At 68.8% G+C, this 16,176-nt stretch carries 14 protein-coding genes and 1 tRNA gene; 12 read left to right on the forward strand and 3 right to left on the reverse strand.

Going from position 1 to position 16,176, the window contains the following annotated elements; translation table 11 throughout:
* The first annotated feature begins 3 nt into the window (after positions 1–3).
* Positions 4–903 carry an oxidoreductase gene (locus FM111_RS14165; RefSeq protein WP_087141571.1) on the forward strand — a complete coding sequence of 300 codons (900 nt, stop codon included), beginning with the start codon at positions 4–6 and terminating at the stop codon, positions 901–903.
* On the opposite strand, the gene cysQ is transcribed toward FM111_RS14165, so the two are convergent.
* Positions 904–1,701: a 3'(2'),5'-bisphosphate nucleotidase CysQ gene (cysQ, locus tag FM111_RS14170; RefSeq protein WP_087141572.1), complete on the reverse strand. Its 798-nt coding sequence runs from the start codon at positions 1,699–1,701 to the stop codon at positions 904–906.
* Positions 1,702–1,800: 99 nt separating this feature from the next.
* Here cysQ and chpT point away from each other — a divergent pair, with 99 nt between their 5' ends.
* From chpT to FM111_RS14185, 3 genes are all read left to right on the forward strand, one after another.
* A complete protein-coding gene (gene chpT / locus FM111_RS14175; protein WP_087141573.1) occupies positions 1,801–2,514 on the forward strand; it encodes a histidine phosphotransferase ChpT in 714 nt (237 codons plus the stop codon).
* 62 nt (positions 2,515–2,576) lie between these two features.
* The gene (locus tag FM111_RS14180; RefSeq protein ID WP_087141574.1) at positions 2,577–2,960 is read left to right on the forward strand and encodes a response regulator; all 384 of its coding nucleotides are present in this window, start codon (positions 2,577–2,579) and stop codon (positions 2,958–2,960) included.
* On the forward strand, positions 2,957–3,772 hold the full coding sequence (locus tag FM111_RS14185; protein WP_087141575.1) for a CheR family methyltransferase: 816 nt from the start codon (positions 2,957–2,959) through the stop codon (positions 3,770–3,772). Before FM111_RS14180 ends, FM111_RS14185 begins: the two co-directional genes overlap by 4 nt.
* A 4-nt stretch (positions 3,773–3,776) precedes the next feature.
* Here FM111_RS14185 and FM111_RS14190 read toward each other — a convergent pair whose 3' ends face one another.
* Positions 3,777–5,150: a metallophosphoesterase gene (locus FM111_RS14190; protein ID WP_087141576.1), complete on the reverse strand. Its 1,374-nt coding sequence runs from the start codon at positions 5,148–5,150 to the stop codon at positions 3,777–3,779.
* Positions 5,151–5,395: 245 nt separating this feature from the next.
* Here FM111_RS14190 and FM111_RS14195 point away from each other — a divergent pair, with 245 nt between their 5' ends.
* The 3 genes from FM111_RS14195 to FM111_RS14205 all read left to right on the forward strand — a co-directional run bounded on the left by FM111_RS14195 (position 5,396) and on the right by FM111_RS14205 (position 10,744).
* The gene (locus tag FM111_RS14195) at positions 5,396–7,669 is read left to right on the forward strand and encodes a TonB-dependent receptor (RefSeq protein ID WP_087141577.1); all 2,274 of its coding nucleotides are present in this window, start codon (positions 5,396–5,398) and stop codon (positions 7,667–7,669) included.
* Positions 7,670–7,780: 111 nt separating this feature from the next.
* Positions 7,781–9,679 carry a M20/M25/M40 family metallo-hydrolase gene (locus FM111_RS14200; RefSeq protein ID WP_087141578.1) on the forward strand — a complete coding sequence of 633 codons (1,899 nt, stop codon included), beginning with the start codon at positions 7,781–7,783 and terminating at the stop codon, positions 9,677–9,679.
* Positions 9,680–9,724: 45 nt separating this feature from the next.
* Positions 9,725–10,744 carry an NAD-dependent epimerase gene (locus FM111_RS14205; protein WP_087141579.1) on the forward strand — a complete coding sequence of 340 codons (1,020 nt, stop codon included), beginning with the start codon at positions 9,725–9,727 and terminating at the stop codon, positions 10,742–10,744.
* A 59-nt stretch (positions 10,745–10,803) separates the two neighbouring features.
* Here FM111_RS14205 and FM111_RS14210 read toward each other — a convergent pair.
* A tRNA-Ala gene (locus FM111_RS14210) sits at positions 10,804–10,879 on the reverse strand.
* A gap of 122 nt (positions 10,880–11,001) precedes the next feature.
* Here FM111_RS14210 and FM111_RS14215 point away from each other — a divergent pair.
* The 5 genes from FM111_RS14215 to hisS all read left to right on the forward strand — a co-directional run bounded on the left by FM111_RS14215 (position 11,002) and on the right by hisS (position 15,723).
* Positions 11,002–11,307, forward strand: coding sequence for a YggT family protein (locus FM111_RS14215; RefSeq protein WP_087141580.1), 306 nt, complete (start codon positions 11,002–11,004; stop codon positions 11,305–11,307).
* Positions 11,308–11,464: 157 nt separating this feature from the next.
* A complete protein-coding gene (locus FM111_RS14220; RefSeq protein ID WP_087141581.1) occupies positions 11,465–12,343 on the forward strand; it encodes a 3-hydroxybutyryl-CoA dehydrogenase in 879 nt (292 codons plus the stop codon).
* Complete coding sequence (locus FM111_RS14225; RefSeq protein WP_256968337.1) at positions 12,343–12,909, forward strand: hypothetical protein; 567 nt, start codon at positions 12,343–12,345, stop codon at positions 12,907–12,909. The genes FM111_RS14220 and FM111_RS14225 overlap by 1 nt, the downstream gene beginning before the upstream one ends.
* Positions 12,910–12,971: 62 nt before the next feature.
* The gene (locus tag FM111_RS14230) at positions 12,972–14,192 is read left to right on the forward strand and encodes a DUF418 domain-containing protein (protein ID WP_087141582.1); all 1,221 of its coding nucleotides are present in this window, start codon (positions 12,972–12,974) and stop codon (positions 14,190–14,192) included.
* 58 nt (positions 14,193–14,250) lie between these two features.
* Entirely contained in the window at positions 14,251–15,723 is a 1,473-nt protein-coding gene (hisS, locus tag FM111_RS14235; protein WP_087141583.1) for a histidine--tRNA ligase, read from the forward strand.
* Positions 15,724–16,176 lie beyond the last annotated feature (453 nt).

Below are 16,176 nucleotides of genomic sequence, written 5' to 3' on the forward strand. Positions count from 1 at the left end.
CCCGTGCGCTACCGCCCCTTCGGCGCCACGGGGGCTGCGGTCTCCAGCCTGACGCTCAGCCTGGGGGCCGAGGCGGCGGCGCGTGGACCGAACCATGTCCGCGACCTGGTGTTCGCGGGGCTGGAGGCGGGGGTGAACGCCTATCATCTGGAGCGGCCGGACCCGACGCTGCTGCAGGCCGTCGGCGAGGCCCTGGGGCATGTCGAGCGGCGGCTGGTCTGGGCCAGCGTCAGCCTGGGGGGCGACCGGGATTTTTCAGCGACGGGCCTGGGTCGTTCGATCGAGCAGGGGCTGCACGCATCGGGCCTGGGCTGGTTCGACATGGCGGTGCTGGAGCGCCCGGCCGAGAATGAGCTGCCGCAGACGTCCCTCACCGCTTTGAAGGCGATGCGGAAGGCGGAGTATGTGCGGATGCTGGGGGTGTCGGGCGATGAGCCGGTGACGGATCTCTACGTCTCGACCGGCGCGTTCGACGTTCTGTTCACGCCGTTCCACGTCAATGTGCCCTGGCAGGTGCGCTCGCGCATGAGGGCGGCGCACGATCGGGAGATGAGCCTGTTCGCCGACGACTACTTCCCCGACAGTCTGGCGACCGAGCGCCGTGCGGCGGACGCGGGCGGGGCGAAGAAGCGGGGCCTGTTTGGCGCCGTCGGCTGGGGCGCCGGACGCGGCGACGCCGATCTGGAGCGGCCGGGCAGCTTCGCCTTCCTGCACCGGACGCCGGGCTGGACCGGCGAGGCCATCTGCCTGGCCTACGCCCTGGCAGACCCGGCGGTGGCCAGCGTGCTGATCCGGCCCAGGGACCGGGCGCATCTGGAGGAACTGGCGAGCGTGCCTGAGCGCGACCTGCCCGCCGGCCTCTCGGCCCAGATCGAGATGGCGCGGGTGGACGCCTCGGCCTGACTAGGCGCCGACGGCGGAGAAGGGGCCGTTGAGGAAGCTTGGCTTGCCATAGGCCAGGGGACGGCCGTCCTCGGCCAGGACGCGCCCGCCGGCCGCCTCCAGCACCGCCTGGCCGGCGGCGGTGTCCCATTCGTTGGTGGGGCCGGTGCGCGGATAGGCGTCGAAGCGGCCCTCGGCGATCAGGCAGAACTTCAATGATGAATCCATGCCCTGCCATTGGGTGCAGCCGTTGCGGGCGGCCAGACGCAGGGCGTCCTCGTCGCTGATGCTGTGGCTGACCAGGGCGACGGCGTCGGCCGGGCGTTCGCGCACCCGGATCGGGCGCCACGGCTCGCCGAAGGAGCGGCGCAGCGCGCCCTGGCCCGGCGCGGCCGAGCGCCAGCTGATCCCCAGGGCCGGGGCCGTCACCGCCCCCGCCACGGGCGCGTCGCCGCGGATCAGGGCGATGTTGACCGAATAGCTCTCGCGCCCCTGAACAAAGCCCCTGGTGCCGTCCAGCGGGTCGATCAGCCAGAACCATGCGCCGACGGACGGCGGGGCGCCGTCGGCGGCGACGGCCTCTTCGGCGACGGCCTCGACCTGGGGCCAGTGTTCGGCCAAGCGGCGCAGGATCAGGGCCTCGGCGGCGCGGTCGGCCTCGGTCACGGGGCTGGCGTCGGCCTTGGTCTCCACGGCCGTCTCGGCTCTCCAATAGGGCAGGATCAGGCGCGCGGCCTCCTCGGCGATGTCGGCGATGACCTCGGCCAGGCGGCCGGAGGCGAGGTCGGTTTCGAGGTCGGCGTAGGCGGAGACGGTCATGAAGCGCTCGATAGACCATGCGGCCGGTTTAACGAACCGGCAAATCAGGCCACCTTGACCTTAACCTTTTCCAAATCCTGCGCGCCCCGCTTTGGCATCATGACTGTTTCCGACGACACCCTCGACCTATCCGCCGCCGACCTGCCGGTGGACGGCGCCGAACTGGCCGCCTTCATCGCCGCCAAGCTGTGCCACGATTTCATCAGCCCGGCGGGCGCGGTGATGTCGGGCCTGGACCTGCTGGACGACCCCAGCGCCCAGGACATGCGCGACGACGCCCTGGGCCTGATCCGTCAGAGCGCGGCCAAGATGGTGGCCCTGGTGCATTTCGCCCGCGTGGCCTTCGGCGCGGCGACCAGCAGCGAACAATTCTCCGGCGCCGAACTGCACGGTCTGGTCGCGGGCCTGACCGACGGCGGGCGCGCCACGCTGGATTGGCGCGTGGGCGATCAGGTTTTCTCCAAGCTTCAGGCACGCGCCCTGATCAACCTGGCCTATCTGACGGTTTCGGCCCTGCCGATGGGCGGGGCGGCGGTGGTGACGGTTCGGCGCGAAGGCGGCCAGCTGTTCCTGGTCGGCTCGGCCGAGGGCGCCCGCGCCCGGCTCAAGGCCGAGGCCGTGGTCGGCCTGAAGGGCGAGCGGCTGACCGAGGGCCTGGCGGGGCAGTGGATTCAACCCTACTGGCTGTGGCTGACGGCGCGCGAGGCGGGCGGGCGGCTGGATCTGGCGACCGAGGAGGGGCGCGTGGCCTTGATGGCGCGCCTGCCGGACGGTAATGAGCAAACCGCGTTCGTCGATCCAACGCTCCGTTAACCCGCCTGAACGACTATGGCGAGAGCGTGATCTCGATCTCGCGCGAAACGGGAAACGACCCAGTGGACCCCAAAACCTGTCTGATCGTCGATGACAGCCGCATCATCCGCAAGGTGGCGCGTCGCATCCTGGAGGATATGTCCTTCGACGTGGCCGAGGCGGCAGACGGCGCCGAGGCGCTGGACTATTGCCAGGCCGCCATGCCTCAGGTGGTGCTGCTGGACTGGCAGATGCCGGTGATGGACGGTCTGGCCTTCCTGCGTCGTCTGCGCGACCTGCCGGGGGGGCGTGCGCCCAAGGTTCTGTTCTGCTCGGTCGAGACGCGGGCCGACCGAATCGCCGAGGCCCTGTCCGCAGGAGCCGACGAATATGTTATGAAGCCCTTCGACGGCGAGATCCTGCAAGCCAAGCTCGCCGAAGTGGGAGTGGTGCAGTCGCCGTCATGACGCCGGAGGATTTTGATCGTCTTCAGACCTTGCTGGCGTCCCGCGCCGGCTTCCGGCTGACCCGAGACCGGATGCAACTGGCGGAGCATCGGCTGGGGCCTGTGGCGCGGCGCGAGGGCTATCACAACGTCGAGGCCATGTTGGCCAGCCTGTGGAGCCGCCCGGTCGCCTCCCTGGGCTGGAGCGTGATCGAGGCGCTGCTGAACGGCGAGACCTGGTTCCGGCGCGACCGCACGGCCTTTGAGGTGATGGAGCGCGAACTGCTGCCCGCCCTGACGGCGGCTCGGCCGGGCGGCCGGGTGCGCATCTGGTGCGCGGGCGCCTCGACCGGACAGGAGGCCTATTCCCTGGCCATCGCCGCCCTGGAGGCCGGGGCCCAAGTCGAGATCGAGGCCACGGATCTGTCGCGCCAGGCGATCGAGAAGGCGCTGTCGGGCCTCTACACCTCGTTCGAGATTCAGCGCGGCCTTTCGGCGCGCGCCATGCTGCGCTGGTTCGAACAGGTCGACGACCAGTGGCGGGCGCGCCCCGAATTGCGCGCCGCCATCGCCTTCACCCGCGCCAATCTGCTGGACGAGCCGACGGATGAGGGCCGGTTCGATGTCGTCTTCTGCCGCAATGTCCTGACCGATATGGCGCCCGAACGGCGCGCGCGGGTTCTGGACGGGCTGGAGCGGCGGATGGTCGACGACGGCTGCCTGTTCCTGGGCCATGACGAACGGCCGGACGGCGACAGCGTGTCCTTCCGCCCCGTGGCCGGGCGCAAGGGCCTCTATGTGAAGAGCGCGGCCGCCGCACGCCGCGCCGCCTGAACCGTCAGGCCGCCGACAGCAGGCCCTGGGCGGCGACGGCCTTGACGCCGGGGCCGGGAACTTCGGCGAAGGCCAGGTCCGTCACGCCGAAATACTCATGCTGGTTCAGGGCGCACCAGTCGGTGGTGACGATGCGGACCGTCTCGCGCTGTTCGATCCCTTCGACCGCGCCATAGACGAAGTCGCCGGTGCGGCGCGCGAAGGGCATGACCCGGTCCTGATTGGCCAGGGCGGTCAGCTCGGCCAGGCGCGCGGCGGGAACCTCGGCGGCCATCAGCTTGCCGTCGAAGCGCACCACGGCGTCGAAGGCGTAGCGGCTGACCGGACCGGCGCTCAGGCCCGTGCCCAGGGTGGTGTGGCCGATGAAGCCCGCCTGGGCCCCGGCGAAGCGGGCGAAGGCGGCGGCCACGGCGCGGCCGGTGTCGCCCAGCGACAGGGCGGTCGAACTGGTCCCGAGGATCACGCGCTCCTGATCGGTCAGGTGCCGGTCCAGGGTCGTGCGGATCAGGGCGGCCAGGGTTGGGTCGGCCGCACCGTCCAGGGCGACGGTGCGCGACTGCGCCCGGACGCTTCCGTCGCTGAGATAGTCGGCCGCCGTGTAGGCGTTGCTCCACGATCCGGTGTGGGCGTAGAGGCCGCGCCCCAGCGTCTCCTGGAACAGCAGGTGGTTGTGGCCGCCGATCATCAGGGCGCCGTCGGGCAGGGCGGACAGCATACCCCGGTCGCCCGCCACCCCGGCGTGGCTCATCACCAGGGTCAGGTCGGCGCCGCGCAGCAGGGCGGACAGGTGCGTGGTCGCCCATTCGGTCGGATCGGGGATCGACAGCCAGTCGCGACTGGCCTTGGGATAGGTATGCAGTCCGTTCGTGCCGAAGCCGACGACGCGCAGGCGTCGCTCGCCGAAGGCCAGCTCGGTCGCCGCCGGCGCGTAGGGGCGGCCGGTGCGCGTATCGACGATGTTGCTGAGCACGGTGATCCCCAGCCCGCGCATCCGCGCCACCACTTCATGCAGGTCCGGCGTCAGGTCGTTGTCGTGGTTGCCCAGGTTGACCACGGTCGGGGCGATGGCGGGCAGGGCGGCCAGGAAGGTCCAGTCGACGGCGCCGTCGGAGCGCACCGAGACGACATTGCCGTGCTCGAAGATGTCGCCGTCGATCGCGATCAGATGAGGAACCGGCTGACTGCGGACTTCGGCACGCAAGGCGGCCAACAGTTGGGCGCTGCGTTCATAGGCGGAATGCAGGTCGGACATGGCCAGGACGCGGCCGATGACGGCGCTCTCGCGAGTCTGACCGAGGACGGGCAGGGCGCCGCCGATCAGCGGCAAGGCGGCTGCGGCGCCCAGGAAGCCGCGACGGGAGGGGGAGGCGAAGGTCATCTGAAAGTCTCCGGTGCGCGGACCCTGCGGGAGACGACGCAGCCGATCTGAATGGCACGGTTGGTTGCACTGCACAACTTGAGGCGCGCCTCATATGCAAAACGAACGGCGGTTTGTTCCGACCTGTGGCCATGTCGCGAAAGGTTCATGCATCAAACTGCATCGGTGCTGGAACCAGCGACGCTTCGGGCCTAGGGCCTGCGGCGAATTCACCCACCCAAGATCATCAAGAAGGGGATATCTCGATGACGCGTCTCTCGGTTCTCGCCGCCTCCGCCAGCAGCCTGGCTCTGCTGCTCTCCACCCCGGCTCTGGCGCAATCCGCCTACGTTCAAGCCGAACAGGCCGCCGCCGTCGGCGACATCGTCGTCACCGCCCAGCGCCGCAGTGAAAACATCCGCGACGTGCCGTTCGCCGTCACCGCCATGAACACCGAGACGCTGAACGCGGTGAACGCCGGCGGCGGCGACATCCTGCAGCTGTCGGGCCGCGTGCCCAGCCTGCAGGTCGAAAGCTCTAACGGCCGTTATGCGCCGCGCTTCTACATCCGCGGCCTGGGCAATGTGGACTTCGACTTCAACGCCTCGCAGCCGGTCTCGGTCGTGTTGGACGACGTGGTGCTGGAGAACGTCTATCTGAAGGGCTTCCCCCTGTTCGACGTGAAGCAGCTGGAAGTGCTGCGTGGTCCGCAGGGCACCCTGTTCGGCCGCAACACCCCGGCGGGCGTGGTCAAGATCGACACGGTGAAGCCGGGCGACGAATTCACCGGCTTCGGCTCGCTGACCTACGGCAACTACGGCTCGATGCGCGCCGAGACGGGCGTGACCCTGCCGGCGTCGGATACGCTGTCGGTGCGCGTCGCCGCCCTGTGGAATCACCGCGATGACTGGGTCAACAACGCCTATGACGCGCCCTTCGCCAAGAAGGACGGCAAGGACCTGGGCTCCTTCGATGATGTGGCGGGCCGCATCCATGTCGCCTGGACCCCGACCGACCGTCTGTCGACCCTGCTGACCCTGCAGGCGCGCGACTATGAGGGCACGGGCACGATGAACCGCGCCAACGTCCTGACCAAGGGCTCGAACAAGCTGAACGACAACTTCGACCGCGAGACGGTCTGGTATGACGGCGGCCGCAACAACTATCAGAAGCAGAAGACCCTCTCGCAGTCGCTGCAGGTCGCCTATGATTTCGGCCCGGCGACGCTGACCGGCGTCATCGGCTCCTACCAGGGCGAAAGCCAGGGCAACGGCGACATCGACGGCGGCGTCTCGGTCGGGGCTCCGGCCGGCGCCGGTTACAAGACCCCGTTCGCGGTCGAGACCGGCACCCTGTCCAGCGACCTGGTTCAGAACACCTATGAGCTGCGCCTGGCCTCGAACGGCGACGGCCGCTTCGGCTGGCAGGTCGGCGCCTTCTACTGGGACGAGCGCTTCAACCTGGTCTCGGGCACGTTCAACGGCGTCGGCGGCATCGCGCCGACGGTGATTCCCGACGTCATCCAGAAGTCGGACTCCTGGTCGATCTTCGGTCAGGGCCGCTATCAGGTCACGGACGCGCTGAAGCTGACGGCCGGCGTTCGCTACACCGACGACAGCCGCGACTTCTGGGGCCGCCGCATCATCCCCGCGGGCAGCCCGTCCACGGCCAAGCCGCTGGACAACGTCACCAAGTCGGTCGGCGACGAACAGGTCAGCTGGGACGTCAGCGCCCTGTATGAAGTCAACGACGGCCTGAACCTGTTCGCCCGCGTGGCCAACGGCTATCGCGGCCCGTCGATCCAGGGCCGCATCGCCTCGGCGGACATCGTGACCACGGCGGATTCGGAAACCGTCATGTCCTATGAGGCCGGCTTCAAGGCGCGCCTGTGGGAGGGCCGCGCCCGCCTGAACGCCACGGCCTACTTCTACGAAGTCTCCGATCCGCAGTTCACCGCCATCGGCGGCGCCGGCAACTTCAACCAACTGCTGAACGCCGACAAGGGCGAGGGCTATGGCCTGGAAGTGGACGGTGACGTCTACCTGGGCGCAGGCTTCAGCCTGGCCGGCGGCCTGGCCTGGAACCATACCGAGATCAAGGACAAGGACCTTCAGGTCGGCGTCTGCTCGGCGCTCGCCAACTGCACCGTCACGGACCGGATGGTGACGGTTGGAACGGCGCGCCTGGCCTATATCGACGGCAACCCCTTCCCCCAGGCGCCGGAATGGACCGCCAATCTGACGCTGTCCTACGTCCATCCGATCGGCGACGATCAGGAGCTGTTCGCCGCGACCGACTGGGTGATGCAGAAGGACTTCAACCTGTTCCTCTATGAATCGGTCGAGTTCATGCAGGACACGGCGTTCGAAGGCGGCCTGCGCGCGGGCTGGCGCGACCTGAACCAGGGTCTCGAGGCGGCCGTCTACGTCCGCAACATCACGGACGAAGCCAATGTCATCGGCGCCATCGACTTCAACAACCTGACGGCCTTCGTCAACGAGCCGCGCATGTACGGCGTGGAGCTGTCGAAGCGTTTCTAAGCCGTCACGGCTGATCGCATCGGGGGGCGGCGACGGGGAGACCTGTCGCCGCCCTCTTGCCATTCCGGCTCAGCTTGGTCCTACTGCGGGCCGGATCGGGGAGGATCTCTCATGCGGCTGGCCTTGCTGTTCGGATCGCTGACGCTCGCCTTCTTGCTGGCGGTGTGGACTACCCAGGCGCCGAAGCCGCGCGCGGCGGACGCGCCCGCCGTCGCCTTTTCGGCCGCGCGGGCCATGAGCGACATCGAACAGATCGCCCGCGCTCCGCATCCGGTCGGTTCGCCCGAACACGCACGGGTTCGCGCCTATCTGAGCGCCCGCCTGACGCAGCTGGGGCTGGAGGTCAGCGAGCAGGCGGGGCCGCTGTCCCCCGCCTCGGTCAAGCGGCTGGCGCGCGCGGGCGGCGACCCGGCGGCGGCGAACAATCAGGCGATCAATCTGATCGGCGTCCTGCCCGGAAAAGACCGCAGCCAGCCCGCCGTCATGCTGATGGCCCACTATGACACCGTGGTCAGCTCGCCCGGCGCGGCCGACGATTCCGCCGGGGTCGCCGCCATTCTGGAGGCGGTGCGGGCCATCAAGGCGCGCGGTCCGGTCGAGCGCGATCTGGTCGTGCTGCTGACCGACGCCGAGGAGCTGGGCCTGGACGGGGCGCGGGTCTTCTTCGGCGGCCATCCCTTGCGCGATCGCATCGGGGCCGTGGTCAATCTGGAGGCGCGCGGCGGCGGCGGCCGCGCCGCCATGTTCGAGACGGGGCGCGAGGCGGGGCCTACCGTCCAACTGTTCCGTCGCGCGGCGGCCAGGGCCGACGGCGGGACCACCGCCACCTCCATCGCCGCCTTCATGTATGAGCGGATGCCCAACGGCACCGATTTCACCGTGCCCAAGGACAGGGGGATCGGCGGGCTGAACCTGGCCTTCATCGGCCGCCCGGATCAGTACCATTCGGCCAACGCCACGCCAGCCAACCTGGATCGGGGCGCGGTCCAGCATCTGGGGTCGCAGGCGCTGGAGGCGGCGGATGCGCTGGCGCGTGCGCCCAGCCTGCCGGCCAAGGGCGAGAACCTGGTCTACTCCGACGTCTTCGGCCGCTGGATGATCGCCCATGCGCAAGGCGCGGGCTGGGTCCTGCTGGCGCTGGCGGCGGCGTTGGGCGGCTTCGCGGCCTGGCGGGCGAGGCGCCGGGCGGAGCTGACGGCGGGGCAGGTCGGTTTGGGCGTGCTGGATGGGCTGTGGTTCCTGACCGGGGGCGTCATCCTGCTGCAGGCGACGCGCCTGCTGGCCGGACCGATGTCGAGCCGCGCCGCGTCGCCGGACGTCTATTACACCCTGCTGCGCCGTCTACCTTGGATGGAGGCGGGGGCGACGCTGGCGATCATCGCCCTGGCCTTGGTGCTGGTGACGGGCGCGCGGCGGCCGCGGCCGCGCGTGATCGGCGGGGCGTTCGTCGCCTTGACCGCCGTAGTTCTGATCGTCGGCGGGTTCAGCCCCGTGATGCTGGGGTTGGGCGTCGTCGCCGTCGGCCTGTCGCTGTGGCCGGGCCAAGAACGGTCCCAGGCCGAGGGGGCGGCCTGGGGAGGCTGGCTGGGCCTGCTCGCCCTGGTCTTCGCCTTCGGCTGCGCCCTGCAGGCGGCGGCGCCAGAGGCGGCCCTGCTGTTCGTCTGGCCGGTGCTGCTGGCCGCAACGGCGGCGGCCCTGGCGGCCCTGATCGATCCCGGCCTGACGCGCCCGCTCGGCCTTTTGCCGGCCGTCGTCGCGACCGTGTTGGGCGGCGCCTGGCTGCTGGCCATCGGCCACTTCGTCTTCCTGGGCGTGGGGATGGACATGCCGGGGGTTCTGGCCCTGATCTCCTTGCTGGTCCTGCTGTTCGCCCGGCCTCTGGCGCCGGGAGCGAAGACGGCGCGTCTGGTGATGTTTGCGGCGGCGGCCTGCCTGATCGTGGGCGTGGGGCTGAATATTTCGGCGCAGTTGCTGGCGCCGTCGCCCGCCGTGGCGGAGACCTTGCCCTAGAGGGGCGCTGGCGTCGGACCGCGCGAGCGTTTATCGCAACGGATCATGAGCGATCCCGTCCTGGTCACCGGCTCCGCCGGCTTCATCGGCTTCCACACCGCCCGGCGCCTGCTGGAGCGGGGCGAGCGCGTGATCGGGCTGGACAACCTCAACGCCTATTATGATCCGGCGCTGAAGCAGGCGCGCCTGGCCCAGCTGCAGGCCTATCCGAACTATCGCCATCACACGCTCGACCTGGCCGACCGCGACGGCGTCGCCGCCTTGTTCGCCGAGCACACGCCGCGCCGCGTGGTCCACCTCGCCGCCCAGGCGGGCGTCCGCTACAGCCTGGAAGCGCCCGAGACCTATGTCGATTCCAACGTCGTCGGCTTCCTCAGCATCCTTGAAGGCTGCCGCGCGGTCGGGGCGGCCAACCTGGTCTTCGCCTCGACCAGTTCGGTGTTCGGCGCCAATCGCGCCCTGCCGTTCTCGGTGCGCCAGGCGGCGGATCATCCGCTGACCGTCTATGCGGCGACCAAGCTGGCCAATGAGGCCATGGCCCATTCCTACGCCCATCTGTTCGGCTTTCCGGCGACGGGGCTGCGGTTCTTCACGGTCTACGGGCCGTGGGGCCGGCCGGACATGGCCCTGTTCAAATTCACCCGCGCCATCCTCAAGGACGAGCCGATCGACGTGTACGGCGAGGGGCGGATGAGCCGCGACTTCACCTATGTCGACGACATCGTCACCGGCGTGATCGCCGCCCTGGACCGTCCCGCCGCGATCGATCCGGCGTGGGACGCGACCGCTCCCAATCCGGCGACCAGCGGCGTGGCGCCCTGGCGCATCCTGAACCTGGGCGCGGGACGCCCCGTGCCGCTGATGCGCTACATCGAGGTGCTGGAGACCAAGCTGGGCCGCAAGGCGAAGCTGAACCTCATGCCCATGCAGGACGGCGACGTGGCCGACACCGAGGCCGACGTGACCGACACCCTGGCCGCTCTCGACTACGCCCCTTCGACGCCGGTGGAGGAGGGCGTCGCCCGCTTCGTCGACTGGTACTGCAACTTCTACCGTGAGAACTGACGCGCGACAGCGGTCGCCTTGGAGGGCGATCGAGCGTCAGCGATTTCGTGGAGATGCCCTGGTGGAGCCGAGGGGAGTCGAACCCCTGACCTCGTCATTGCGAACGACGCGCTCTACCAACTGAGCTACGGCCCCGACCGACAGGCAGGCGCGGGACATAGAAGCGCGCAGGGGGGCGTGTCAACGGGCCGCGCACGAATCCTTGGCGATCGGCGGCCGGGCCGCTAGAAGCGGCGTGAACGAAGCAGGAGTTTCTCATGGGTTTCGCCCTTGTCTGGCTGGTGAACGCCGTCGTCACCTTGATGATCTGGTGCATCATCGCCTCGGCGATCCTGAGCTGGCTGTTCGCCTTTGACGTGATCAATCCGCGCAACCGTTTCGTGGGCCAGATCGCCTATGTGCTGGATACGGTGACGCGGCCGATCCTGGGGCCGATCCAGCGGGTGGTGCCGTCGCTGGGCGGCATCGACATCACGCCGATCATCGCCTTGTTGGCGCTGCAGTTCCTGAGCGTGCTGTTCAACCGGACGGTCGCGCCGATGCTGATCATGTCGCTGGGCTGATCCGGCGCGCACATCGAGTGAGGCTGTCGGGCGTTGAGCCCGGACCACGGCCCCCCAGGAATCCGCACATGGAGCCCAATCCGCCCTTGCGCGGCGCGAGCGGGCTCCTAAGGTGCCGACGACGGGTCCCTATCGGACCGCATTTTTCGCGTAATTCATGACCACGATCAGGACAGTCGCCGTCATCGGCGCCGGGCAAATGGGTTCGGGCATCGCTCAGGTGGTGGCCGCCGGCGGCTATGAGGTGAAGCTGTACGACATTGCGCCGGACCGAGTGACCCTGGCCCTGGGCGAGATCGCGGCCAGCCTGGCGCGTCGCGCCGCACGCGGCCTGTCGACCGAGGCGGAGGCCCAGGCGACCCTGCAACGCATCGCTCCGGCCGCCAGCCTGGCCGAGGCGGCCAAGGCGGACCTGGTCATCGAAGCCGCGTCCGAGGAAGAGGCCGTCAAGAAGGGCGTCTTCACGGAACTGACGCCCCTGCTGGGGCCGGACACCCTGCTGGCGTCCAACACCTCTTCGATCTCCATCACCCGCCTGGCCTCGGTCACGGATCGGCCCGAGCGCTTCATCGGCCTGCACTTCATGAAGCCGGCGCCTACGATGAAGCTGGTCGAACTGGTGCGCGGCATCGCCACCTCGGCCTCGACCTTCGAGACGGCGGTCGCCTTCGCCGAGAGCCTGGGCAAGATCATCACGGAGTCCGAGGACTTCCCCGCCTTCATCGTCAATCGCATCCTGGTGCCGATGATGAACGAGGCGGTCTATGTGCTGTACGAAGGCGTCGGTGACGTGGCCTCGATCGACAAGGCGCTGAAGCTGGGCGCCAACCATCCGATGGGGCCGCTGGAGCTGGCGGATTTCATGGGGCTGGACGTGGCCCTGGCCATCATGAACGTGCTGTATGACGGCCTGGCCGACAGCAAGTATCGGCCCTGTCCGCTGCTGGTGAAATATGTCGAGGCCGGCTGGCTGGGCAAGAAGAGCGGGCGCGGCTTCTACGACTATTCCGGCGAGACGCCGGTGCCGACCCGCTGATGGCTGTCGCTCTTCCCTTCCTGCCGGGCCTGAAGCGCGTGGCGCCGCGGCGCGGCGCAGGCGCGCTGATCCCCGCGGCTCTGGCGGCGGCGGCCTGGCCTCCGGTGATCCTGACCCTGTTCATCTGGCCGCCCGAAAACTGGTGGTCGGGCGTGGATACGGACTGGCGGCTGGTGATGCTGGCGGTCGGACTGATCGCGGCGCCGGTCGGGCTGTGGCTGTTGCTCGACAGCCATGGCAAGACGGGGCGTCCGTCGACGCGGCTGGGCGTGGTGTGCCGTTTCACCGTGTTCGGCGGCCTGCTGGCGGCGGCGATGCAGACGATCATGGCCGTGGTCATGGCGGGTCTGGCGGGCGCCGCCTCGCAGAGCCTGGTTCAAAGCCTGGGGGCGATCGAGACGGCCCTGCTGATCTACGGCGTCGGCGGCCTGCCGCTGGCGGTCATGATGGGCGTCAGCTACGCCCTGTGGGGCGGCCTGTGCGTGGCCTATCTGGGATTTGTCCCGGCCCCGGTGGTCAACAACCGCATGGGCGTCCTGTCCGAACGGGACGTTACGGGGATTTAACGTGAAGCGAAGCGGCGGTCCCGCCTAAGGCTCGACCTCTTCACGCAGAACAGGGGGCGAGCATGAGGGATCAGGTCGAGACGGTTCAGCCGAAGCCGGTGGCGGCGGATCAGCGGATCGTGACGCTGGACGTGCTGCGCGGCGCGGCGGTGCTGGGCATTCTGGCGGTCAATGCGTCGGCCTTCGCCTTGCCGCTGGTGATCCTGGAGTCGGCGCCGGATCAGTCGCCTTTTCCCGCCGTCGTGGGGGCTTCGGGCGTGGCGCAGTGGGCGGTCGACGTCTTCTTCCGCCAGAAGTTCGTGACCCTGTTCTCCATGCTGTTCGGCGTGTCGATCTTCCTGGTCGGCGGCGAGCGGAAGGATGAGGCCAAGGGAGGCGTCCTGCGCCGCCGCCTGATGTTTCTGGCCCTGTTCGGCCTGATCCACGGCCTGGCCTTCTGGTACGGCGACATCCTGTTGCTCTACGCCTGGGCAGGGCTGTTCGTGATGTTGATGCGGTCGATGCCGGCCAAGCCGCTGATCTGGATCGGCGCCGGGGCGACGGTGCTGCTGGCCACGCTTCAGGCGGGCCTGATGATGGCGATGGCGCATTTCCCGGAGGCCATGAGCGAAGGCGGCCCCGCCGATGGGGCGGTCGCGGCCTCCATCGCGGCCTATCAGAGCGGCTGGGCAGGCGCGGCGCTGGAGAACCTGAAGGCCTGGGCCTTCGCTCAGGGCGCCAGCCTGTTCATGTATGTCTTTTCGACCGTTCCGCTGATGATGCTGGGCCTGGGTCTGTTCAAGGCGGGCTTCTTCCACGGCCGCGTCCCGGCGCGCGTCTATGCGATGTTGATGGCGGGTGGGGCGGCGGTGCTGGCGTTGCTGGGCGTGCTGGAATGGCTGGAGATCCAGGCCGGTCCGGGCGTTGAAGCCACCGGCGGCTGGGCGGCGGTCGTCGCCTCCTATCCGATCATCGTCACCCTGGGCTACGCCTCGGCGTTGATCCTGGCGACCACGCGCGGCGTGGGCTGGCTGCGCAAGGGGTTGGCGCCGGTGGGGCGGATGGCGTTCACCAACTATCTGACCCAGACCCTGATCATGACGACGATCTTCTACATGCCGTGGGGCCCGCGCCTGTTCGGTCAGGTCGACTATCCGATGCAGTGGGCCATCGTCGTCGGCGTCTGGGCGCTGCAGTTGATCTGGTCGCCGCTGTGGCTGTCCAAGTTCACCATGGGCCCGTTCGAATGGCTGTGGCGGCGCCTCAGCTATGGGCGCGACCTGCCGCTGCGCCGCGGGGCCTGAGCGGGAAGGGGCGGACGGCGAGTTGCGGCGATGGAACTGATGGCTTAATCGCCGCTTCATGACCGACGAAGCCTCCAACCGCCCCGAAGCTCGCGCGCCGCGCGGGTTCGCCGACCGTCGCGGCCGCGACCTGACCGCCGAGCGCCGCATCGTCGCGCGCGTGTCCGAGGTCTATGAGCGCTGGGGCTTCGAGGCGCTGGAGACCCCGGCGTTCGAGTACGCCGACGCCCTGGGCAAGTTCCTGCCGGACGCCGACCGTCCCAACGAAGGCGTCTTCGCGCTTCAGGACGATGACGATCAGTGGATGGCGCTGCGTTACGACCACACGGCGCCGCTGGCCCGTTTCGCCGCCCAGAACTGGGAGACCCTGCCCAAGCCGTTCCGTCGCTACGCCTATGGGCCGGTGTGGCGCAATGAAAAGCCGGGGCCGGGCCGCTTCCGCGAATTCTGGCAATGCGACGCCGACACCGTCGGCTCGGACCGACCCGAGGCCGACGCCGAGATCATCGCCATGGGCTGCGAGGGTTTGCGGGCTGCGGGTCTGGCGGCCGGGCAGGCGGTGATCCGCGTCTCCAACCGCAAGCTGTTCGACGGCCTGTTCGACGCGGGCGGGATCACGGATCCGATCCAGCGCCTCACGGCTTTGCGCGCCGTGGACAAATACGACCGTCTAGGCGTCGAGGGCGTGCGACTGCTGCTGGGCGAGGGCCGTCTGGACGAGTCCGGCGACTACACCAAGGGGGCAAACCTGCCCGCCTCGGTGATCGGCGCGATCGAAGCCTTCCTGGCCTCGGCCGAGACGTCGGGCCTCAGCCGTGCGGGCGTGCTGGACGCCGTGTCAGGCGCCGCCCTGGGCGCTGCGGGCGAAGAGGCACTGAAGGAGCTGGCCGCCATCGACCGCGCCCTGACGGCCATGGGCGTGTCGCAGGACGACGTGCGCTTCGATCCGACCATCGTGCGCGGGTTGGAATACTACACCGGGGCGGTGTTCGAGGCCGAACTGCTGCTGGACACCAAGGACGAAAAGGGGCGCGCGGTGCGCTTCGGTTCGATCGGCGGCGGCGGGCGCTATGACGACCTGGTGTCGCGTTTCACCGGCCAGTCGACGCCGGCGACGGGCTTCTCCTTCGGCGTGTCGCGTCTGGCTTCGGCGCTGCGCGCGGCGGGGCGCGGGGCTGAGGACGCCACGCGCGGGCCGGTGGTGGCCATCGTCTTCTCGGAGGACGACATGCAGCACTATCTCGACGCCGTGTCCGAGTTGCGCGCGGCGGGCATTCCGGCCGAGCTGTATCTGGGCCGGGCGGGCATGAAGGCGCAGATGAAATACGCCGACCGTCGCGGGGCCCCAGCCGCCGTCATCCTGGGCGGGGACGAGATCGCCGCCGGTCAGGTGACGATCAAGGATCTCGACGCCGGACGCGCCCGCGCCGCCGCCATTGCTGACAACGACGCCTGGAAGGCCGAGCGCCCAGGCCAGCAGACCGTGGCCCGCGATCAGCTGGTCGCGGTGGTGCGTTCCATTATCGAATAGGCTTCGATAAAAACCATGACGAAGACGTGAGTTATCAACGTTCAGTTACGAAAGAACGCTCTTTCGATAGAGGCTTGATTGACTTGACCCCCTCGATGGCGTCATTTGGTCTCACTCAAGAGGCGCAGCGCTCAGCCGCAGCGACATCTTGAAGGCGTTTCGGGGAGGAAACGTCCGCTCCTGAGAGAGCGAGAAGGCCCGCTGCGATGTATCCCCCGCAGCGGGCTTTTTCATGCCTGACGCTCAGGAAATGTATCGAAAAGTATTCGAGAGTCGCTGGGGTGTTGACCTCATGCGCCGTCATCCTCGGGCTTGACCCGAGAATCCAGGGGCGCCGACTTCTCCATCCCGCCTTGTGCGTCAAACGACCAGATTGCTGGATCCTCGGGTCAAGCTCGAGGATGACTGCGGGTGCTGGTGTTGAGGAACTGGCCGTATGAAAAAGGGCCGGAG

The sequence above is a fragment of the Brevundimonas diminuta 3F5N genome, from assembly GCF_900163625.1.
Classification (GTDB): domain Bacteria; phylum Pseudomonadota; class Alphaproteobacteria; order Caulobacterales; family Caulobacteraceae; genus Brevundimonas; species Brevundimonas diminuta_A.